Origin of the sequence: Pseudomonas sp. GD04158 (assembly GCF_029834875.1) — a bacterium.
GTDB lineage: Bacteria > Pseudomonadota > Gammaproteobacteria > Pseudomonadales > Pseudomonadaceae > Aquipseudomonas > Aquipseudomonas hydrolytica.
In genome coordinates, this window is record NZ_JAODYT010000054.1 from 1 (window position 1) to 21,194 (window position 21,194).

Below are 21,194 nucleotides of genomic sequence, written 5' to 3' on the forward strand. Positions count from 1 at the left end.
CTACGTAGTAGTGCTTTATCGGCATCAATAAAAAGGCCACCTGGAGGTGGCCTTTGCTGTTTCTGGGCAATGATCAATCGCCGCGGTATTCGCAGCCGCTGGTGCAGGTTTCGTGGATGCGTACCCGCGACAGTTCCGGCAGCAGCGGTTTGACCTGCTGCCAGATCCACTTGGCCAGTACTTCGCTGGTGGGGTTTTCCAGGCCGGGTATGTCGTTCAGGTAGTTGTGGTCGAGCTGCTCGTAGATCGGTTTGAAAATCGCCTTGATCTCGGAAAAGTCGCGAATCCAGCCGGTGTAGGGATCGACTTCACCTTCGATGTACAGGGCAACGCGGAAGGAGTGGCCATGCAGGCGGCCGCATTTGTGGCCTTCCGGCACGTGTGGCAGGCGGTGAGCCGCCTCGAAGATGAACTCTTTGAACAATTCCACTGTACAGCGCTCGCGTAAGACTGCCGAAAATCCGGCTTTGAGCCGCGCAGTTTATCAGGTCTCTTCGGCTGTCTGGGCACTCAGCAGTCGGCGAATCTCTTGCGCCACGTAGTGATGAAAGCGTGGGTCGTGCCAATAAGCCAAGTGGCTAAGCGGGGTATGACGTAGGTACCAGGGACCTACCGCCATGGCGCGATCTTCATGGACCCGCTCGGTATAGCCTGGAACGGGTCGAAGCGGGTAGCCAAGCGGGTCAGCCGGTGCGTACAGGTTCAGCCAGCGAGCCTGCTGTCGCATCGGCTCGGTCAGGCAATGGCCGGGGAAGCGGATGGGTTGCACCGGATCGTAAGCGAAGGTGAATAGGGGAATATTGCAGCCGAAGGTGATGATGCCCGCGAGCGTCTCGAGGGCCAGGAAGGGGTCAAGAGGGCAGCTTGGCGTGGCGTTGAGTTTCTGCTGGTCCCAGGCGTAGTTGGAGAATATGTGCCCGCCCAACGAGTGGGCCACGACCAGTAGCGGTGTCTGCGGATCAACCTGGGCGCGCAGGGCGTTCAGGCCATTGCGCACACACTGATGAACTTCCTGGTAGGTGGTGTCGTAGGCTTCGCTGACCTTGCGATAGCCGGCAGCATCACCCAGAAACAGGGTGACCGCTCGACGCAACCAGCGCCATGTGACCGGCTCATGCGCGAGCCTGGCGAGAAAGGCTTCTTCGCGCTTGTCGAGCACGCTGGCCCAGTAAAGCGTCTGGAACGCCACCTGTTTGGCATCGTCGCCCAGTCTTTGGCGAAGGCCCAGAATCAGGCTCTGCGCGAATAGATGCTGACCTTCGAGGTCGCGACTGTCCGGCTGCTTGCCTATGCCATGAATGATTGCAACTGCCAGCTTCATAGCTCCTCCCTGATCCGAAGCAGACTACGTGGAGCTGAAGCTTGCGTCCATCAGAGGGGCTGCAGGCGCTCGGCCAGGCGTCCACTTTCGACCAGTTCGAGGAACTCGTCGCCCAGACGCACGCTTTCCGCCATCGCTTTGCGCCAGTACTGCTCGCGACCGGTATCGTTGCCCAGATAGCGCTTGAAGTCGGTACGGTCGGGGAGTTTGCCGTGCGGCAGGCGGGCCAGGTAGTCGCGAGAGGGCGCCAGCAGCAGGACGTCCTGCAGGCGGTTGCGGTCGCCGCGGCGCCACGGCATGCCCTTGTCGAACCAGCCAGGGATCACCCGGTCGGTGAAGTGCGGGTAGAGCACGATATCCTCGCCGTGATAGGGCAGGTCGAGGTGATAGTCGAGCAGCCCGCCGTCACGGTAGGCGCCTGGCTCCAGGCCGGGAATTTCGCGAATCGCTTCCATCACCATGGGTATCGAGCCGGAGGCGAGCAGGGCCTGGCGCAGGTTCTGCGCCGTCAGCGCATGAAAATGCGAGCGGAAGTCGCTCAGCTGCGCCAAGGGCGGCAGCTGCCGCGCATCATGCAGGATCACCCGATCAAAATGACGCCCCAGGCGCTGGCGAGCGAGCAGGTTGTTACCAATCACCGAGGACAGCCCAAGGCTGAGCTTGCCGCGATGGTCGTGCTGCAGCAGGCCATGGCTTTTCACCACGACGATGTGCAGCCGATAGTGCGGGTTGGCGACGATGCTCGCATCCTGATCGGCGAGAAGCTCGTGGAGCATCTGCCGGCAACTGCCGGAAACATCGGCCATGCTCACGCCCTTGGCGAAGCGCTGGGCGGTATACAGCTCACCGAGGCGGCGAATGCCGGCAGACGGATCGGGCAGGCAGGCGCTGGCGAAGCGCCAGGACCCGATGGAGGCGCCGATCAGGGCGCGCTCGCGGGGCGCACGTGCCAGCCAGTCGCCAAACAGCGCCAGATCCAGCCCCTGGATGCCGATGCCCTTGGGGCCACCCGCAGCGCCGGGCAGAATGCCGACGTCCGCCGGGCTCAGGCCATCCTGGCGAATGCGCGCCAGGGCACGGGGACCCGCCTTGATGGTCAGGGCCGGGGATTTGATATGGATCGCGCTCATGTTCGCCTCCTTTCGCAGCAGGCGATTATAGAGCGCTGGGCGGGCAGGCCAAGCGACTTCACGGGGTGAATGACATGACCCGAATTCAGCTTGAGTTAAGTGCCTGGGCCTAGAGTGACAGGCATGGATTCAGCTGACGGAGAGACTCATGAACCGATTAATCAGCCTTGCGACACTTGTCACCCTTGCCGGTGTGGTTACCATTGCCCAAGCCCGCGATCTTGGCCCGGACGAAGCAAAGCGTCTGCAGGATGCCGGCACCATCAAATCTTTCGAGCAGCTCGATGAAGCGATCCTTGCCCAGCACCCTGGCGCGCGTATCGAGGAAACCGAGCTTGAAGACGAATACGGCCGCTACATCTACCAGGTGGACCTGCGAGATGCTCAGGGGCAACAGTGGGATCTGGAGCTGGACGCCAGCACCGGGGAAATTCTCAAGAACCACCAGGACGATTGATGAACCTGCGTAGCACCCTCGCACTTGCGCTGATCCTCACCTGCGGTTTGGCGGCCGCTCCGGGTCTGGCCCGCGACCTCGATCAGGACGAGGCGCTGCGCCTGCGCCGCGAGGGCGTGATCATGCCGTTCGAGCAGTTGATGCAGCATGTCGGGCAGGCCTATCCCGGTTCGACATTGCTGGAGGCCGAACTGGAGGAAGAGGACGGAATACTGGTGTACGAGGTGGAAATCCTCACTCTCCAGGGTGTGGTGCGTGAACTGGAACTGGATGCCCGCAACGGCAACATCCTGAAGGACGAGGAAGACGACTGATGCGCCTGTTGCTGGTGGAGGATCACGTACCCCTGGCCGATGAGCTGACCGCCAGCCTGACGCGCCAAGGGTACGCCGTGGACTGGCTGGCCGATGGCCGCGATGCTGCCTATCAGGGCGCCAGCGAGCCGTACGACCTGATCATTCTCGACCTCGGTCTGCCGGGCAAGCCTGGCCTGGAGGTGTTGCAGGAGTGGCGTGCCGGCGGCCTGGCGACGCCAGTACTGGTGCTGACTGCGCGTGGCTCCTGGGCCGAGCGCATCGAGGGGCTCAAGGCCGGTGCCGACGACTACCTGACCAAACCTTTTCATCCCGAGGAACTGGCTCTGCGCATCCAGGCGCTGTTGCGCCGTGCCCATGGCCTGGCCAACCAGCCGCAACTGGAAGCCGCCGGTCTGCAGCTGGACGAGAGCCGTCAGTGCGTGACCTCTGGCGGTGAGGTCATCGACCTGACGGCCGCCGAGTTTCGTCTTCTGCGCTATTTCATGCTGCATCCCGGGCAGATCCTGTCCAAGAGTCATCTGGCCGACCACCTCTACGACGGGGAAACCGAACGCGATTCCAATGTCATCGAGGTGCACGTCAACCGTCTGCGCGGCAAGCTCGGGCGCAACGTGATCGAGACGCGTCGAGGCCAGGGTTATCGCTTTACCGGAGAACGGGGTTGAGGTCGATTCAGCGCCGGCTGAGCCTGGGGCTGGCCGGTGCGCTGCTGCTGGTCGGATTGATTCTGGCGCAGGCCAGCCTGTGGGTATTCGACCGCGGTCTGCGTGCTTACCTGGAGGAAGACCTGCGCGACGAGGCGCAGGGGCTGCTCGCCGCTCTGGTGCGTGGGCCGGCAGGGCTGCAGCTGGACGAGCGACGTCTGGACCCCTCATTTCAGCGGCAGTTTTCCGGGCACTATTTCCGCATCGACTTCTCCGACCGTAGCTGGCGTTCGCGCTCGCTCTGGGACCGCGAGCTGCTCAAGCCGGATACCCAGGGCATGCAGGTGGAGCTGGGCGATGGCCCGCAAGGTCAGCGTCTGCTGATCTACCGCGCCGATTACCGCCGCTATGGCGAGAATCTGTCGATCAGCGTGGCCCAGGACTATCAGCCGATCCTGCAGAGCTTTCGCCGCATGCAGTGGTTGGGGCTGGGCATGGGCGGGGCGGCGCTGCTGCTGATTCTTGTCGCCCAGCGCTACACCGTGCGCCGCGCGCTACGGCCGCTGGAGCAGGTGCGGCGGCAGATCGCCCAGCTGCAGCAGGGCCGCCGCTCCGATCTGGATGCCGAGGTGCCCGAGGAACTGGAGCCGCTGGTGGCGCAGATCAATCACCTTCTGGCTCATACCGAAGACACCCTGAAGCGCTCGCGCAACGCCCTGGGCAACCTTGGCCACGCCCTGAAAACGCCCTTGGCGGTGCTGATCAGCCTGGCCGGACGCGAGGAGCTGAGGGCACATCCGCAATTGCGCGCCAGCCTGCGCGAACAACTGGAGCAGATCGAGCAGCGTCTCAGCCGCGAGCTGGGTCGTGCGCGTCTGGCCGGCGAGGTGCTGCCCGGCGCGCGTTTCGACTGTGCCCAGGAGCTGCCCGGCCTGTTCGCCACCCTGGCGATGATTCATGACCGCGGTTTGCATCTGGAATGGCAGGCGCCGGAGGGCCTGATAGTGCCGCGGGACCGCGAGGATCTGCTGGAGCTGCTGGGCAACCTGCTGGACAACGCCTGCAAGTGGGCCGAGCAGCAGGTGCTGCTCTCGGTGGAGGAGGTCGCCGACGGCCATCGGCTGCTCGTCGATGACGATGGCCCCGGCATCGATGCCGAGCGGCGCGAGGCCGTGCTCGGCCGCGGTACCCGTCTGGACGAGCAGGTGGCAGGGCATGGCCTGGGCCTCGGTATCGTGCGCGATATCATCGAGGCCTGGAACGGCCGTATCGAACTGCTGGACAGCCCCTTGGGCGGGCTGCGAGTGGTAGTCAGCCTGCCACGGCGTTGAACCTTTGACTCACGCCAGGCGGTCCATCGCCTGGTGGGTTAAGCGGCGCAGTGCCTTACGGGGCGTGCACCGCTGTCTCTTACATGCCGTTAGCGAAGGCCGGATTGGCGAAGGTGATGGCCGCGCGTACCGGCTGCAGGGCGTGGGCGTAACGCACCAGCACGTCGAGGGCATAGTCGATACGGGCGCGGATGCGCTCGTCGGCCTCGTCCACCGGCTGCGGACCGTTCAGTACCTTCTCCACCTGGCGCACGATCAGGTGCTCCGGCAGATAGCACAGGCGGCAGTTCTTGTAGCTCGAGGCGCGCAGCTCGCTGATCGGATAGGCGCCACCGATGCCGGAGGAAACGCCCACCAGCAGGCCCGGCTTGTGCGCCAGCTCGGCCTTGCTGGCGTAGATGAAGAAGTTCTTGATGGCCGGGCAGGCCATGCCGTTCCACTCCGGTGCGATGATCACCACGGCGTCGGCGGCTGCCAGCTGCTGCTGATACATGGCCCAGGGGCCGGCATCTTCGGCGGGCCACAGCGGCAGCGGGGCCAGACCCAGATCGATGATGCTGCTGGTGTCCTGGCTGGTATAGCCCAGCTCGATCAACCGCTGGCGCAGCACCCGCGCGACCTTCCCCGATTGGCTGTTGTTGCGGCTGGAGCCGGCGACCAAGGCGATATTGAGCATGCTGCTTCCCCCGAAAAAAGAACGCAGGCTAGGCGATAGCCTGCCTGCGCCGCAAGGGAAGCGCCGCCATGGCGTCATGTCCGCCTCTGCGCCGGCCGGATTTCGGTGCGCACGGCGCACCCTACGGGTGTCAGACGCGGAACTGATCCATCAGGCTCTGCTGGTGATTGGCCAGGCGGTTGAGGTTCTGGCTGACCTGCGCCGACTCGTCGGCCTGCGCGGTAATGGCCTCGGTGACGTCGCGGATCGAGGCGACGTTGCGGTTGATCTCCTCGGCCACCGAACTCTGCTCCTCCGCGGCGCTGGCGATCTGCAGGTTCATGTCGGTGATCAGGCTGACGGCCTGACCGATGCGCTGCAGCGCCGCCACGGCCTGGCTGACTTGCTCGACGCTGCCCTGGGCCTGGCGATGGCTGCTGTGCATGGTGCTGACCACCTCACGGGTGCCGTTCTGCAGGCCTTCGATCACCTGGCGGATTTCTTCGACCGAATCCTGGGTGCGTTTGGCCAGATTGCGCACCTCATCGGCGACCACCGCGAAGCCGCGACCGGCCTCGCCGGCACGGGCCGCTTCGATGGCTGCGTTGAGGGCGAGCAGGTTGGTCTGCTCGGCGATCGAGCGAATCACCTCGAGCACCGAGCCGATCTGCTCGCTGCTGCTGGCCAGGCCCTCGACTTCCTGCATGGCCACGTTCATTTCGTTGGCCAGCAGCTCGATGCTGCTGGTGGTCCTGTCGATCACCTGCAGGCCTTCGCGGCTGGCCTGGTCGGCGTTGCGTGCGGCCTCCGCTGCCTGTGCGGCGTTGTGCGCCACGTCTTGGGCGGTGGCGCTCATTTCCTGGAAGGCGGTGGCCACCTGATCGACCTCACGATATTGCTGCTGCATGCCGGCGCTGGTCTGGCTGGCGATGGCGGCCGACTGGTCGGCGGTGCTGCGCGCATCGAGCACGCTGCTCTTCACGTCGGCGATGATCGGCTGCAGCTTGTCGAGAAAGCGGTTGAACCAGCCGGCCAGCTCGCCCAACTCGTCCTGCCTGGCGTATGGCAGACGACGGGTCAGGTCGCCTTCGCCACTGGCGATGTCCTTGAGCATGGCGGCCACACCGAGAATCGGTCGGGTCACGCCGCGCGCCGTCAGCCACATCAGCAGCAGACCGGCCACCACCGCCAGCAGGCCCATCAGCAGGGCGGTCAGGCTGTCGCTGGCACGGTTGGCATCGAGCTGATGACCGAGCTCGATGGCGCGGGCCAGCAGCACCTTCTCCGGCACCTCGAGCAGCACGCTCCAGGGCTGGGCTTCGGGGATCGGCCTGAACGGGCTGACGACGCGCAGCATGTCGCCGTGATGCAGCTCCGCCTGGCCGCCGGCCTTGATCAGCGCGGCCAGTTCGCTGGCATGCTCGGCATAGGCTCGGGCGACCGGCAGGCTGAGCAGGCTCTGATCGCGGCTGTGGCCGGCGAGCAGGGCGCCGGGGCTGAAGATGCTGATATGGCCCTGGCCGTCGTACAGGTCGCGATTGGCCTCCAGGCTGATCTGCTGCAGGCTGGCCAGGCTGATGTCCACGCCCATCACGCCGATCACCTTGCCGTCCAGTTCCAGGGGGAAGGCGATGCTGGTCATCAGCGTCTGCTGGCCGCCGACCTCGTCGTAGTAGGGTTCCAGCACGCAGGTCTTGCGGGTTTCGCGCGGGCAGGTATACCAGGCGTTGTAGGCGACGCCGTTGGCCCCGGGCGTGGTGTCGCCGAGCAGCTGTTCGGTCATCGATTCGGACTCGAGCTGGCCCGGGGTGGGCTGCGCCCAGTACAACGAGAAACGTCCGGCGTCGTTGCTGCCCAGCTCGGCCTGGTCGGCGAACAGTTCGTCCTTGCCGTCCAGCGCGTTGGGTTCGAATACCAGGTAAAGGCCGAGCAGGGCGGGGTTGGCCTCCAGGCTGGTTCGTACCTGGCGTGTCAGGTCTTCGCGCAGGTCGAAGGCATCGAGAAAGCGTTTCTCGGCCTGTTCGCGCAGGAACAGGATCTGCCGGGAAAAGCCCTTGCCATATTGATAGGCGTCCATGAAGTAGCGCTGGATGCGCATGGCCTGCAGCTCGCCACGCGCCTGCAGACGCAGCTTGGCGCTTTCCTCCAGCATGCTGGAACTGGCCTTGTCTACCAGGGCGGCGCTGCGGCTGGACTGATACTGCGATGCTCCCACCAGCAGGGTGACGATGGCGAGCAGGCAGAGGCCGGCGAGCAGGGTGATCTTCCATTGGATCGAAAGACGGCTGAACAGCATGGTGCGTTCCTTTTCCTCGATGGACTACAGCGGGTTATCGGTGCGCGCAGGCGTTTCTTTATTTTGGTGCAGTGTGGGCGGGATTATGCACGTTTTGCTTTAAATTCTGAACGTCGCACTTTTGACAGGATAGTCCGCGTGCGGCAGAGTACGCGGCTTTTTGCACCGGCTACACCGGTGCCCGTGGTAAGTGGAGCGAGTCATGAACGCAGTGATAGCCGCCGTCGGCATCATGTTGGTCCTCAGCCTGTGCCGGGTGCACGTGGTGGTCGCGCTGATCGTCGGTGCACTGGCTGGCGGGCTGCTGGGCGGCCTGGGCGTGGAGGGCACCTTGAAGGCCTTCAACCAGGGGCTTGGCGGTGGCGCCACGGTCGCGCTGTCCTACGCCTTGCTCGGCGCCTTCGCCGTGGCCATCGCCAAGTCCGGCCTGGCCCATGCCCTGGCGGACAAGGCGCTGGCACTGGTGGGCAGACAGCAAGGCGAGGGCGGTGGCCTGCTCAAGTGGCTGCTGATCGCGCTGCTGCTGGCGGTGGCGATCGCCTCGCAGAACCTGCTACCGATCCATATCGCCTTCATTCCGCTGCTGGTGCCGCCGCTGCTTTACGTGCTGAGCAAGTTGCAGCTCGATCGGCGCCTGATCGCCTGCGTGCTGACCTTCGGCCTGATCACGCCCTACATGTTCCTGCCGGTGGGCTTCGGCGGCATCTTCCTCAACGAGATTCTCCTGGCCAACGTGGCCAAGTCCGGCGTCGACGTCACGGGCATCAGCATCACTCAGGCCATGGCCATTCCGGCGCTGGGCATGCTGGTCGGCCTGCTGGTGGCGGTGCTGTTCAGCTACCGTGGCAAGCGCGTCTACGACCTGCAGAAGATCGCCCAGGCCGAACGGGTCGACGTGCAGTACAACCCGCTGAGCCTGCTGGTGGCGGGCGTGGCCATCGCCGCGGCATTCGTCGTGCAGCTGTGGCTGGACTCGATGATCATCGGCGCCCTGGCCGGCTTCGTGATCTTCTCGGTTTCCGGGGTGGTGCGCTGGAAAGAGGCGGACGGCCTGTTCACCGAGGGCATGAAGATGATGGCCATGATCGGCTTCATCATGATCGCCGCGGCCGGCTTCGCCGAGGTGATGAAGACCACCGGCGAGGTCAAGACCCTGGTGGACAGCGCAGCGGCGCTGATCGGTCACGACAAGGCAGTCGGTGCGCTGCTGATGCTGCTGGTGGGCCTGCTGGTGACCATGGGCATCGGCTCGTCGTTTTCCACCATTCCCATCATCGCCGCGATCTTCGTGCCGCTGGGCGTGCAGCTGGGCTTCAGCCCGCTGGCCATCGTCTGCATCGTCGGCACGGCGGGGGCGCTGGGCGACGCCGGCTCGCCGGCCTCCGACTCGACGCTGGGGCCGACCTCGGGCCTGAATGTCGATGGCCAGCACAACCATATCTGGGACAGCGTGGTGCCCACCTTCCTGCATTACAACCTGCCGCTGCTGGCGTTCGGTTGGGCCGCCGCCATGCTGCTGTGAGGCGCAACTGTACGCCGGATTAAGTTCTCGGCGTCTTGGGTCGCTTAACTCTTCCACGGGGCTGCCGATAGATCGGTAGCCCCGTTTTGTTACTGCCTGGCCCATGAGGAAAAACACGATGCGTCTGACATTGAAAGCCAAGGTGATACTGCTGGCCCTGGTACCGGTAATCCTCTTCGCCCTGGTGCTCAGCGGCACGGCGGCCAGCATCCTGCAGCGTCTGGCCGCGGACGAGGTGGCCGAGACCCGTGAGCGCCTGCTGCAGGAAAAACGCAGCGAACTCGAGCACTACATCCAGATCGCCCTTGGCGCCGTGCGGGGGCTGTACGACGGCGCCAGCCAGGGCGACATGGCCAGTCGCGAGCAGGCCATCGCCATTCTCTCGAAGATCAAGTACGGCGCCGATGGCTACTTCTTCGGCCACGACTCCAACGTGGTGCGCCTGTTCCGCGGCGACAGTCCGGTGGACGTGGGCAAGAGCCTGGCCGACCGCCGCGACCCCAATGGTGTGTACATCAACCGCGAGCTGGTCAACGTGGCGAAGAACAACACCTACTTCGTCAACTATTCCTCGCCGCTGCCGGGCAACGAGTCGGTGCTGGTGCCGAAGCTGGCTTACAGCTACTACCTGCCGAAGTGGGACATGGCCCTGGGCACGGCGCTCAATCTCGATGGCATCGAGGCGCAGATCGCCGAAGTCGAGGTGGAGATCGAGCGGCGTATCGGCACCATCATCACCAGCATCGTGGTGGTGGCGGCGATTCTGCTGCTGGTCTTCGGTGTGGTCGGTGTCTGGCTGGGCAACGCCTTCCTGCGTCCGCTGCAGCAGATCAAGGCCAACCTCGACGACATCGCTGCGGGCGAGGGCGATCTGACCCGACGCTTGCCGATCACCAGCGACGACGAGCTGGGGCAACTGGCCGGCTCCTTCAACCGCTTCGTCGAGAAGGTGCACGGCCTGGTGCGGCAGATCGTCGAGATGACCGGCCAGCTCACCGAACTGGTCGGCCAGGTCTCCGAGCAGGCGCAGCGTTCCGAGCAGGCCATGGCGCAGCAGCGCCACGAGACTGACCAGGTGGCCACGGCGATCAACGAAATGTCGGCAGCCGCCCACGAGGTGGCCAAGAGCGCGCAGAACGCCGCCGAGGCGGCGCAGCAGACCGATCACGAAGGCCAGGCTGCCAAGGGCGTGGTGGATGGCAGCATCCAGCGTATCCACGCACTGGTCGAGGACATTCGCAGCAGCGGCGTGTCGCTCGACAGCCTGCAGCAGGACGTACAGTCCATCGTCAGCGTGCTGGACGTGATCCGCTCCATTGCCGAGCAGACCAACCTGCTGGCGCTCAATGCGGCCATCGAGGCCGCGCGAGCCGGCGAGGCGGGGCGTGGCTTCGCCGTGGTCGCCGACGAGGTGCGTGCCCTGGCCAGCCGCACCCAGCAGAGCACCCAGGAAATCCAGGGCATGATCGACCGCCTGCAGCAGGGCACCCAGGAGGCGGTGACCTCCATGCGCCGCTCCAGCGATGCCGGTGAGGTCACCAGCGAGCAGGCCAACAAGGCTGGCGCCTCGCTGGATGCCATCGCCCACCTGATCGCCACCATCAACGCGATGAACGCGCAGATCGCCAGCGCCGCCGAGGAGCAGACGGCAGTGGCCGAAGAGATCAACCGCAGCGTGCACCAGATCGCCGTCGCGGTGGACAGCGTCGCCGATGAAACCCAGCGCGGCGCCCAGACTGCACGCAGCCTGGCCGGCCTCGGTGAGCGTCTCGGGGCGCTGGTGCGTCAGTTCCGCATCTGATTCACAGCGGGAAGCTCCAGCGACTGAATGCGTCGCTAAGCAGCTCGATCCAGGCGCGGACAGCTGGCGACATGCCGCGCCTGTGGGTATAGGCCAACTGGACATAGCCCTCGGGCACCGTCCAGTGCGGCAGCAATGACACCAGGCTGCCATCGGCCAATTCCTCATGGCAGTAGGTGGTGGGCAGCAGGGTAATGCCCACCCCGGCCAAAGCCGCCGACTTGCGCATGGGAAAGTCGTCGACGGCCAGGCGCGCCTCCAGGGCGATTTCACGAGCCTCCTGCGTCCTGTTGTGATGGAAGCGCAGATGAATGCGCCGGTCGGCTCCGATGGCGCCCAGCGCTGGCAACTGCTGCAGATCTTCGGGCTGCTCCAGGCGCAGCCCGGCTATCAGATCCGGGCGCGCCACCACCAGAGCGCGCGCCGGTAGCAGGCGGCGAGTGATCAGGCCCGGTTCTTCGTCATCGGCGTTGCGCACGCGCAGGGCGACGTCCACGGCCTCGTTGAGCAGGTCGATGCGGCGGCTGGTCTGCACGACTTCCAGCTGCACCCTGGGGTAGCGTGTCAGAAAATCATTAATCAGATCGGGCAGCAAGGCCACGCCCGGTGGGGTGGAGAAACGTACCCGACCGCGCGGCTCGCTGGTCAGGTTGGCCACGGTTTCCTCGGCCTGTTCGGCCTCCAGCAGCATGGCCTGGCAATGGCGCAGGTAGCGTTCGCCGATATCGGTCAGCGCCAGTTGCCGCGTGCTGCGCTGCAGCAGGCGCGCACCCAGACGCTGCTCCAGTTCGGCGACACGTCGTGACAGGCGCGATTTGGGAATGCCCAGGGCTCGACCGGCAGCGGCAAAGCCGCCGGCTTCCACCACCTTGGCGAAGTAGAACAAGTCATTGAGGTCATGCATGGCCATCGTCCCATATATGGGACGAACTATCGCATTATTGCTGCCTTATCGACCATTGCTTGCATGGATAGCATCGCCGCAACTGTTTCGCTGCGTTTTACGCCTTATGGAGAGCCTTATGAAACTGTTGCACCTCGATTCCAGCATCCTCGGTGATGCTTCCGCTTCCCGCCAGCTCAGCCGCTCCGTGGTCGAGGCCTGGAGCGCAGTCGAGCCTGGCGTTCAGGTGACCTACCGCGACCTGGCCAGCGATGCGCTGAGCCACTTTTCCGCAGCCAGCCTGGTAGCGGCCGGCACCCCGGCCGAGCTGCGCGATGCCGCGCAGAAGCACGAGGCCGAACTGGCCGAACGCACCCTGGAAGAATTCCTCGCCGCCGACGCCATCGTCATCGGCGCACCGATGTACAACTTCGCCATTCCCAGCCAGCTGAAAGCCTGGATCGACCGCATCGCGGTCGCCGGCAAGACCTTCAAGTACACCGAGAACGGCGTGGTCGGTCTGGCAGGTGGCAAGACCGTGGTGATCGCCTCCAGCGCCGGCGGCATTCACGCCGGTCAGCCCTCCGGGCAGGCGCATGTGGACTATCTGGTGCGCATGCTCAACTTCGTTGGCATCGACGACATCCAGATCGTCCGCGCCGAAGGCCTGGCACTCGGTGGCGATGCGCGGGCGACGGCGATGAGCGCCGCGGCGCAGCGTATCGACGAGCTGTTCACCACTGCCTGATCGACCCGCCATAAACGACAAAGCCCGCGAAAGCGGGCTTTGTCGTTTGCAGGGGCGGCGTCAGACGATGATGCCCTGGCTGCGCAGGTAATCGTCGTAGGTGCCGGAGAAGTCGGTCACGCCGTTGTCCGACAGCTCGATGATGCGCGTGGCCAGGGAGCTGACGAACTCGCGGTCGTGGCTGACGAAGATCAGCGTGCCCGGGTAGTTCTCCAGCGCCAGGTTGAGCGCCTCGATCGATTCCATGTCCAGGTGGTTGGTCGGTTCGTCCATCACCAGCACGTTGGGCTTCTGGCAGGCCAGCTTGCCGAACAGCATGCGGCCCTGTTCGCCACCGGAGAGCACCTTCACCGACTTCTGGATCTCGTCGGAGGAGAACAGCATGCGGCCCAGCGCGGCGCGGATGTTCTGCTCGCCGGTGGTCCACTGGCCCATCCACTCGAACAGGGTTTCGTCGGCTTCGAAGTCGTGCGCGTGATCCTGGGCGTAGTAGCCCACCTCGGCGCTGTCGGTCCACTTCACGCTGCCGGCGTCCGGCTGCATTTCGCCGACCAGGGTGCGCAGCAGGGTGGTCTTGCCGATGCCGTTGGGGCCGATGATGGCCACGCGCTCGCCGGCCTCGATGGTGAAGCTGAAGTTCTTGAACAGCACCTTGTCGTCGAAGGCCTTGGACAGCTTCTCGACGGTCACCGCCTGGCGGTGCAGCTTCTTGGTCTGGTCGAAGCGGATGAACGGGCTGACGCGGCTGGACGGCTTGACCTCGGCCAGTTGGATCTTGTCGATCTGCTTGGCGCGGCTGGTGGCCTGCTTGGCCTTGGAGGCGTTGGCCGAGAAGCGGCTGACGAAGGTCTGCAGCTCGGCGATCTGCGCCTTCTTCTTGGCATTGTCCGCCAGCAGCTGTTCGCGGGCCTGGGTCGAGGCCGTCATGTACTCGTCGTAGTTGCCGGGGAACAGGCGCAGCTCGCCGTAGTCCAGGTCCGCCATATGGGTGCAGACCGCATTGAGGAAGTGTCGGTCGTGGGAAATGATGATCATGGTGCTGTTACGCGCCGTGAGGATGTTTTCCAGCCAGCGGATGGTGTTGATGTCCAGGTGGTTGGTCGGCTCGTCGAGCAACAGCACGTCCGGGTCGGCGAACAGCGCCTGGGCCAGCAGCACGCGCAGCTTCCAGCCGGGGGCGACTTCGCTCATCGGGCCGAAGTGCTGCTCCAGCGGAATGCCCAGACCCAGGAGCAGCTCGCCGGCACGGGATTCGGCGGTATAGCCGTCCATCTCGGCGAACTCGCCTTCGAGTTCGCCCACCTTCATGCCGTCCTCTTCGCTCATCTCCGGCAGCGAATAGATGCGGTCGCGCTCGGCCTTGACCTTCCACAGCTCCTCGTGGCCCATGATCACGGTGTCGATCACGTTGAATTGTTCGTAGGCGAACTGATCCTGGCGCAGCTTGCCCAGGCGCACGTTGGGTTCGAGCATCACTTGGCCGCCCGATGGCTCCAGATCGCCGCCGAGAATCTTCATGAAGGTCGACTTGCCGCAGCCGTTGGCGCCGATCAGACCGTAGCGGTTGCCGTTGTTGAACTTGACGGAAACGTTCTCGAACAGCGGCTTGGCGCCGAACTGCATGGTGATGTTAGCGGTGGAAATCAAAGGACTTACCTATCAGTAACTTGAGGTGCGCTGTTTAAAGGGGGATACCGCTTTCGAGCCTTTCAGCCCGGCCCGAACCGAGGGAGACGAACCTGCGTATAAGAGTGAACGCTACGACCCTGCTGGCAGACGAGCCGATCAAGGCTGGTGAGGCATGGGTGGGTGTGTCGGGCGTCGTGGCGCCGGGGCCTGGTATCCAGGGCGGCGTCGAAGCGCGCAATGGTATCACTTGGCACCCGCAACTTCAGCTCTGGCGCCGAGAATGACTTCAGCGTGCCGCCGCGCCTGATCCCCGAGACGCCGCAACGCAGAATAGGGTGCGCCGCGCGCACCGTCGGCCCGCGAATGGCTACGCGAAGCGGCCCCACCTACGCCGGCGCAATTCGCCGCAAGCTCCTTGCCACGGCCACTGCCGAAAATGGCCGGCCGGTTCGTGGGTAAGGGCAGAGGGCAAGCGGGGAAGGGGCGCCGGCCAGGCGTGGCCTGGCGAGGCTACGAATTAGACCCGCTCCCTTTTTTCTTCAGGCTGGCCTCTCGCTGGACTGATACAGCAGCGCACCCAGCCCTGTAATGCCAAGCAGCACTGCTGCCAGCAGCAGATTGATCGGAATCCCCAGCTCGCGCAGAGATTCGCTGGCATATACATCGGTGCCGGGGATGAGGTAGGCCACGAATAGGCCAGGCCAGAAGCTTGCTGGCGCCAATGCCGAGGCCCACACCTGGCCACGCCTCAACGCGGCCAGGGAAAACAGGCTGACCAGCACCAGGGTGGTGAACTGCATACCGATATGGAATCGCGCATGGCCTGGCCAATCCGGATTGAACAAGTGGCTTGCGTTGAATACGTCGGCGATGGCCACTATCGCCACGGTGGCGACGATAGCGAAACCAAGCATGGCTTTACCAAGCGATGAGCGATTCACGATGGGCAGCCTCACAGACTCGGATAATCGATGAAGCCCGCGTCTTCGCCGCCATACAAAGTGGCTCGGTCGGCTTGGGCCAGTTCAGCGCCTCGGGCAAAACGCTCCGGCAGGTCGGGATTGGCCACGAATGGGGTGCCGAACGACACCAACGCGGCCTCGCCGGCTTTGAGGGCCGCCTCGGCGCTCTGCGCGTCATAGCCACCGTTGGCAATCAGCGGGCTGTCTGTTTGCGGGCCGAACGTCGCCAGTACGTCGCGGGGCCAGTGGGGAAAGTTGTCCAGGGGATAAAGTGCGCGCATCAGGTGCACATAACCAGGCTGCAGCTTGTTCAGCTCAGCGAGCAGGTAGCTGTAGAGCGCCAAGGGGTCGCTGTCGATCATGCTGTTGAACGGGATCACGGGCGACAGCTTGATGCCCACCCGAGTGGGGCCCCATACCTCTATCAGCGCCTGCATCACTTCGAGCACAAAACGGCTGCGCTTGGCGATGCTACCGCCGTACTCGTCTGTACGCAGGTTGGCCGAATCCACCAGGAACTGGTTCGGCAGATAGCCAAAAGCGGCATGCAGCTCAACGCCGTCAAAACCCGCACCTTTGGCGTTTTCAGCCGCGTGCCGATAGTCGGCGATAGTTGCCCGAATTTCGCTCAGGGTCAGTTCCCGCGGTACCTCGTAATCCTGCATTCCGTCCAGGGTGAAGTGCTGCTGTCCCTGAATCGCGACCGCCGACGGCGCCACCGGCAAGACACCGCCACGCACGCTGGAGTGGCCGACCCGGCCGGTATGCCAGAGCTGCGCGAATATCTTGCCACCTGCCGCATGCACCGCCGCCGTTACCTGTTGCCAGGCGGCAATTTGCTTGTCGCTGTACAGGCCCGGGGTCAGCGGACTGCCGACGGCATCTGCCGAGATATTGATCGCCTCACTGATGATCAACCCGGCACTGGCGCGCTGGGCGTAGTAAGTGGCCGTGGACGCCCGCGGCACCCCGGCGGTATCGGCTCGTGAGCGCGTCATCGGCGCCATCACCATATGGTTGCGCAGATCGAGATCATGCAGGCGAGCCGGGCTGAGCAATTGAGCGGTCATACGAAAGTCTCCAGGTTCACGCAGAGGGACATCAGGCGTGAACGGATCATCCGGCTCGGCATGTATAGGATAAAGTCACGAAATCAGGAATGATTGCTCCATAAGTGGAGCAATGGAGTTCCGTATGAAGCTGCTCAACGACATGGCCCTGTTCGTGGAAGTGATCAAGGCCAACAGCTTTCGCGGCGCCGCCGAGGCGCTCGGCATACCCAACTCTACGGTTTCGCGGCGTATCGCCGAACTGGAAAGACGTATCGGCCTGCGCCTGCTCAACCGCACTACACGGCGTATCGAACTCACCGAAGGCGGGCGGCTGTATTTCGAGCGCTGTCGGCGCATCGTCGACGAGGCTCGCCTGGCCCATGAAGAAATCTCCGAGCTCGTAGACAACCCGAGCGGTCTGATCCGCCTGTCCATGCCCACCGACTTCGGAGTGGTCTACCTGGCACCGCTATTGGCCGAATTCGCCGAACGCTACCCGCAGATTCAGTTCGACCTGGACCTCACCCCAAAGCGTCTGGATCTGATTCGCGAGCCGGTTGATCTGGTGATACGAATCGGCACTCTGCCCGATTCGCAGTTGATTGCCCGGCCCCTAGGCACTCTGCGACGCAGCCTCTTCGCCAGCCCTGCCTATTTGGCTCGCTACGGTATGCCGGCTAGCCCGGCGGCACTGCTGCAGCATCAGTGTCTGCGCATGCTCGATGCACCCTGGGTGCTGCACGATACCCAGCAGAAAATCAGCCTGGCGGTACAGGGGCGCTTTTTGCTGAACAACATCGGCATGCTGCGGCGCCTGGCCCTGCTTGGCCAGGGGGTCGCCATGCTGGTGGACGAAATGATCGGCGAGGACCTGGCCCAGGGGCGCCTGCATCGCGTACTGCCCGACTGGAAGGCAGAGGACCTGCCGGTTTACGCGATTACCGAGACACGGCTCGTGCCGGCCAAGGTACGCGTGTTGATTGATTTCCTCACGGACCAGCTACGGCGTGACTGAAGCTGCGGTAGCGGCCCGGTGAACCGCCGGACGCAGCGGGTGTTGGCGACAGAGCACGCTCAGGCCGAGCGCTCCAGCAGAAACTTGCTGAGAAACTGCCGCGTACGCTCCTGCTGTGGCGTGGCGAACAGGGTTCTGGCCGGGCCCTGTTCGACGATCTGCCCCTGGTCGATGAAGATCGCCCGATCGGCCACGTCGCGGGCGAAGGCCATTTCGTGGGTGACGATGATCATGGTGCGCTTTTCTTCGGCCAGGGCGCGGATGGTCGACAGCACTTCGCCTACCAGCTCGGGGTCGAGCGCCGAGGTGGGTTCGTCGAACAGGATCACCTGCGGGCGCATGGCCAGGGCCCGGGCGATGGCCACGCGCTGCTGCTGGCCGCCGGAAAGGCGCTTGGGGTAGGCGTCTTCCTTGCCGCTCAGGCCGACCTTGGCCAGCAGCGCCTGGGCGTGGGCCACCGCCTGTTCACGCGGCTCCTTCTTCACGTGCACCGGGCCTTCGATGACGTTTTCCAGCACCGTACGGTGCGGGAACAGGTTGAAGTTCTGGAACACGAACCCGGCCTGCTGGCGCAGCTGGCGGATCAGTTTCTGCTGGCTCTTGAGCGAGTGGTCGGCATCGATATGGATATCGCCGACGGTGATCTGCCCGGCGCTGGGCTGCTCCAGCAGGTTGAGGCAGCGCAGCAGGGTGGTCTTGCCCGAGCCGCTGGGGCCGATGATGGCCACGACTTCGCCGGCGGCGACGTCCAGGTCGATGCCCTTGAGCACCTCGGTGCCGTTGAAGGCCTTGCGGAGATTGCGCACGGAAATCATCAGTTGTCCTGCTCGTGCCGGTTGACCCTGGCCTCCAGGCGCGCCTGGAAGTGTGCCAGGACGCTGGCCAGCGCCCAGTAGATCAGCGCGGCGGCCAGGTACATGGTGAAGATCTCGAAGGTGCGCGCGGTGATCAGCTGCGCCTGGCGGAACAGTTCCGGCACCTGGATGGTGGCGGCCAGGGCGGTGTCCTTGACCAGCGAGATGAAGCTGTTGCCCAAGGGCGGCAGCGCGGTGCGCGCCGCCTGCGGAAGGATGGCGCGGTACAGGGTCTGCGCCTTGCTCATGCCGATGCTGGCGGCGGCTTCCCATTGGCCGCGGTCGATGCTGGCGATGGCGGCGCGGAGGATTTCCGAGGTGTAGGCAGCCATGTTCAGGGAAAAGCCGATCAGCGCGGCCGGCAGCGGGTCAAGCTGGATACCCAGCTGCGGCAGGCCGTAGTAGATCAGAAACAGCTGCACCAGCAGCGGCGTGCCGCGAAAGAACGACACGTAGAAGCGCGAGAACCAGCGCAGTGGGGCGATGGCGTAGAGGCGAAGCAGCGCCAGGACGAAGCCGAGCAGCAGGCCGAAGAACATGCCGCCCAGGCTCAGCACCACGGTGTAGAGCGCGCCCTTGAGGAGAAAGGGCGCGGATTCCAGAGCCAGCTGCAGGGCGGACTCGATCATTGGGTGACGTCAGCCTGGAACCATTTTTCGGAGAGTTGCTTGAGGGTGCCGTCGGCGCGCAGCTTGGCGAGGGCTTCGTCGATGGCGGCGAGCAGTTGCGGGTTGCCCTTGCGCAGGGCGATGCCGGCCTCCTGGCGGGAGAAGGCGTCGCCGGCCACGGCCAGGCGGCCACCGGTTTTATCGACCATCTCGAAGGCGGCCAGGCGATCGACCAGGATCACGTCGATGCGTCCGACGTTCAGGTCCTGAAACTTGGTCGGGTCGTCATCGTAGGTGCGGATGTCGGCCTGCGGGACGTTGTCCTTCAGCCACTGCTCGTAGTTGGTGCCGAGGCCCACGCCGACCTTCTTGCCGGCCAGGTCCTGCGCGCTCTTGATGCTGTCGCCGTCGGCCTTGCGGGTCAGCGCCTGGATACCCGAGACGGTGTAGGGCGTGGAGAAGTCGTATTTCTTCCGGCGTTCGTCGGAGATGGTCACCTGGTTGATCACCACGTCCAGCCGTTTGGATTCCAGTGCGGCGAGGATGCCATCCCATTTGGTGGGCTGGAACTCGGCCTTGACCCCCAGCTCCTTGGCCAGTGCTTCGGCCAGCTCCACTTCGAAACCGGTCAGCTTGCCGCTGGCGTCCTGATAGTTGAAGGGCGGGTAGGTGCCCTCCAGACCGATCTTGATCGCGCCGCGGGCCTTGATGTCATCGAGCAGGTCGGCGGCAAGGCTCGGCAGGCTGAAGGCGCTGCTCAGAACGAGAGTCAGACTACCGAGCAGGACGCGACGGCGAAGGAAGGAGAAATTCATGGTGACCTCGTGCAAGGAATTGGGTGGTGCCACTCTAGAGAGAATTTTTTATTCCGATAAATAATTAAAAATTATTTATTTATATTCAAATCCTTGTAAGCGAAGAGAGTAGGCGAGCCGCCGGTGTGCAGGAACAGCAATGGACCGTCGCCAGGGAAGGCGCCTCGCGCCAGACCGTCGAGCAGGCCGGCAAAGGCCTTGGCAGTGTAGACCGGGTCAAGCAACAGCGCTTCCAGCCCCGCAAGCCGCTCGATTGCAGCCAGGCCGGCGGCACTCGCCTCGCCATAGCGCGGGGCGAAGTAGTCGTCCCACAGCTCCACCTGCAGGCCTTGCGGCACGGCCACGCCGAGCAGTTCAGCCGTGCCCTGCAGCAGGTTCTCCACCTTGGGCCGTTGCGCCGCCTCGCTGCGCGAGACGGTCACGCCGACCACCCGCAGGTCGGGCTGTGCGCTCTGCAGCGCCAGGGCCAGGCCGGCATGGGTACCGGCACTGCCGGAGGCCAGCACCACTGCAGCGAAGTGCTCGCCGCTGTCTGCGATCTGCTCGGCCAGCTCCAGCCCGCCGCGCACATACCCAAGCGCACCGAGGGCATTGGAACCGCCGATGGGCACCAGATAGGGGCGCCGCCCGGCCGCGCTGAGTCGCTCGCAGGCGGCTTGCAGCAACTGATCGGCATTTTCCAGGCTGGCCACGTGCTCCACCTCGGCGCCGAACAGGTCGAGCAGCAGGCGGTTGCCGTTGCCGAGGTAGTTGCCGCTCTGGCTGTCGATGGGGTTTTCCAGCAGGGCCAGGCAGCCCAGGCCCAACTGCGCGGCCACGGCAGCGGTCTGGCGCACATGGTTGGACTGAATGGCGCCGGCCGTGACCAGCACATCGGCGCCCTTGGCCTGCGCGTCGGCGGCGAGAAATTCCAGTTTGCGCGCTTTGTTGCCGCCCAGCGCCAACGGCGTGAGGTCGTCGCGCTTGACCCAGATATCCCGGCCCAGTTGCTGCGAAAGGCGCGGCAAACGATGCAGCGGTGTGGGCTGGGGAACCAGCGGCAGACGGGGGAAACGGGCGAGGGCGGTGCTGAGCATGGGAGCCTCCAGGGATCGAAGGCTATCCACTCTAGGTTGGCGGAGGCCTTGTTCACAAGCGCGAACGGTTCGATAGCG

The 21,194-nt window shown here is 64.5% G+C and carries 21 protein-coding genes; 8 read left to right on the forward strand and 13 right to left on the reverse strand.

The genetic code is table 11. The annotated features are described in order from the left end of the window. Positions 1-73: 73 nt before the first annotated feature. Genes queD through N7333_RS17965 form a run of 3 tightly spaced genes read right to left on the reverse strand, consistent with a single transcriptional unit; the run spans position 74 to position 2,451 of the window. The gene (gene queD, locus N7333_RS17955; protein ID WP_003239652.1) at positions 74-430 is read right to left on the reverse strand and encodes a 6-carboxytetrahydropterin synthase QueD; all 357 of its coding nucleotides are present in this window, start codon (positions 428-430) and stop codon (positions 74-76) included. 54 nt (positions 431-484) lie between these two features. Next, a complete protein-coding gene (locus N7333_RS17960; protein ID WP_129482292.1) occupies positions 485-1,321 on the reverse strand; it encodes a hypothetical protein in 837 nt (278 codons plus the stop codon). A gap of 50 nt (positions 1,322-1,371) precedes the next feature. Next, positions 1,372-2,451, reverse strand: coding sequence for a patatin-like phospholipase family protein (locus N7333_RS17965; RefSeq protein WP_129482293.1), 1,080 nt, complete (start codon positions 2,449-2,451; stop codon positions 1,372-1,374). Positions 2,452-2,599: 148 nt separating this feature from the next. Here N7333_RS17965 and N7333_RS17970 point away from each other — a divergent pair, with 148 nt between their 5' ends. Genes N7333_RS17970 through N7333_RS17985 form a run of 4 tightly spaced genes read left to right on the forward strand, consistent with a single transcriptional unit; the run spans position 2,600 to position 5,200 of the window. Further along, entirely contained in the window at positions 2,600-2,908 is a 309-nt protein-coding gene (locus N7333_RS17970; protein WP_003239655.1) for a PepSY domain-containing protein, read from the forward strand. Continuing rightward, positions 2,908-3,222: a PepSY domain-containing protein gene (locus N7333_RS17975; protein ID WP_003239656.1), complete on the forward strand. Its 315-nt coding sequence runs from the start codon at positions 2,908-2,910 to the stop codon at positions 3,220-3,222. Before N7333_RS17970 ends, N7333_RS17975 begins: the two co-directional genes overlap by 1 nt. Continuing rightward, positions 3,222-3,890 (forward strand): response regulator transcription factor, encoded by a 669-nt coding sequence (locus tag N7333_RS17980; RefSeq protein ID WP_129482294.1) that lies wholly within the window; start codon positions 3,222-3,224, stop codon positions 3,888-3,890. The genes N7333_RS17975 and N7333_RS17980 overlap by 1 nt, the downstream gene beginning before the upstream one ends. Beyond that, on the forward strand, positions 3,887-5,200 hold the full coding sequence (locus N7333_RS17985) for an ATP-binding protein (protein WP_129482295.1): 1,314 nt from the start codon (positions 3,887-3,889) through the stop codon (positions 5,198-5,200). Before N7333_RS17980 ends, N7333_RS17985 begins: the two co-directional genes overlap by 4 nt. A gap of 79 nt (positions 5,201-5,279) precedes the next feature. Here N7333_RS17985 and N7333_RS17990 read toward each other — a convergent pair whose 3' ends face one another. Both N7333_RS17990 and N7333_RS17995 read right to left on the reverse strand, forming a co-directional pair. Further along, complete coding sequence (locus tag N7333_RS17990) at positions 5,280-5,876, reverse strand: NAD(P)H-dependent oxidoreductase (protein WP_129482296.1); 597 nt, start codon at positions 5,874-5,876, stop codon at positions 5,280-5,282. Between the two features lie 130 nt (positions 5,877-6,006). Beyond that, positions 6,007-8,151 carry a methyl-accepting chemotaxis protein gene (locus tag N7333_RS17995; RefSeq protein ID WP_003239660.1) on the reverse strand — a complete coding sequence of 715 codons (2,145 nt, stop codon included), beginning with the start codon at positions 8,149-8,151 and terminating at the stop codon, positions 6,007-6,009. A gap of 202 nt (positions 8,152-8,353) precedes the next feature. Here N7333_RS17995 and N7333_RS18000 point away from each other — a divergent pair, with 202 nt between their 5' ends. Continuing rightward, on the forward strand, positions 8,354-9,673 hold the full coding sequence (locus N7333_RS18000) for a Na+/H+ antiporter NhaC family protein (protein ID WP_129482297.1): 1,320 nt from the start codon (positions 8,354-8,356) through the stop codon (positions 9,671-9,673). 118 nt (positions 9,674-9,791) lie between these two features. After that, positions 9,792-11,474 (forward strand): methyl-accepting chemotaxis protein, encoded by a 1,683-nt coding sequence (locus N7333_RS18005; protein WP_096826314.1) that lies wholly within the window; start codon positions 9,792-9,794, stop codon positions 11,472-11,474. Between the two features lies 1 nt (position 11,475). On the opposite strand, the gene N7333_RS18010 is transcribed toward N7333_RS18005, so the two are convergent. Next, positions 11,476-12,378: a LysR substrate-binding domain-containing protein gene (locus N7333_RS18010; RefSeq protein WP_003239663.1), complete on the reverse strand. Its 903-nt coding sequence runs from the start codon at positions 12,376-12,378 to the stop codon at positions 11,476-11,478. A 118-nt stretch (positions 12,379-12,496) separates the two neighbouring features. Between N7333_RS18010 and N7333_RS18015 the strand changes: the two genes are divergently transcribed. Beyond that, the gene (locus tag N7333_RS18015; RefSeq protein ID WP_003239664.1) at positions 12,497-13,105 is read left to right on the forward strand and encodes an FMN-dependent NADH-azoreductase; all 609 of its coding nucleotides are present in this window, start codon (positions 12,497-12,499) and stop codon (positions 13,103-13,105) included. A gap of 60 nt (positions 13,106-13,165) precedes the next feature. On the opposite strand, the gene N7333_RS18020 is transcribed toward N7333_RS18015, so the two are convergent. The 3 genes from N7333_RS18020 to N7333_RS18030 form a co-directional block, all read right to left on the reverse strand. Continuing rightward, entirely contained in the window at positions 13,166-14,752 is a 1,587-nt protein-coding gene (locus tag N7333_RS18020; RefSeq protein WP_003239665.1) for an ABC-F family ATPase, read from the reverse strand. A gap of 521 nt (positions 14,753-15,273) precedes the next feature. After that, on the reverse strand, positions 15,274-15,675 hold the full coding sequence (locus N7333_RS18025) for a hypothetical protein (RefSeq protein WP_012018446.1): 402 nt from the start codon (positions 15,673-15,675) through the stop codon (positions 15,274-15,276). Positions 15,676-15,686: 11 nt separating this feature from the next. Then, on the reverse strand, positions 15,687-16,766 hold the full coding sequence (locus N7333_RS18030) for an alkene reductase (protein ID WP_129482298.1): 1,080 nt from the start codon (positions 16,764-16,766) through the stop codon (positions 15,687-15,689). 124 nt (positions 16,767-16,890) lie between these two features. Between N7333_RS18030 and N7333_RS18035 the strand changes: the two genes are divergently transcribed. Further along, entirely contained in the window at positions 16,891-17,763 is an 873-nt protein-coding gene (locus N7333_RS18035) for a LysR family transcriptional regulator (RefSeq protein WP_003239692.1), read from the forward strand. A 59-nt stretch (positions 17,764-17,822) separates the two neighbouring features. Here the strand turns inward: N7333_RS18035 and tcyN are convergent, their stop codons facing one another. From tcyN to N7333_RS18055, 4 genes are all read right to left on the reverse strand, one after another. Further along, positions 17,823-18,578, reverse strand: coding sequence for an L-cystine ABC transporter ATP-binding protein TcyN (tcyN, locus tag N7333_RS18040; protein ID WP_003239694.1), 756 nt, complete (start codon positions 18,576-18,578; stop codon positions 17,823-17,825). Further along, positions 18,578-19,246: a cystine ABC transporter permease gene (gene tcyL, locus N7333_RS18045; RefSeq protein ID WP_003239696.1), complete on the reverse strand. Its 669-nt coding sequence runs from the start codon at positions 19,244-19,246 to the stop codon at positions 18,578-18,580. Before tcyL ends, tcyN begins: the two co-directional genes overlap by 1 nt. Beyond that, positions 19,243-20,040: a cystine ABC transporter substrate-binding protein gene (gene tcyJ / locus N7333_RS18050; RefSeq protein WP_003239698.1), complete on the reverse strand. Its 798-nt coding sequence runs from the start codon at positions 20,038-20,040 to the stop codon at positions 19,243-19,245. Before tcyJ ends, tcyL begins: the two co-directional genes overlap by 4 nt. A 71-nt stretch (positions 20,041-20,111) precedes the next feature. Next, positions 20,112-21,116, reverse strand: coding sequence for a D-cysteine desulfhydrase (locus N7333_RS18055; protein WP_129482299.1), 1,005 nt, complete (start codon positions 21,114-21,116; stop codon positions 20,112-20,114). Positions 21,117-21,194 lie beyond the last annotated feature (78 nt).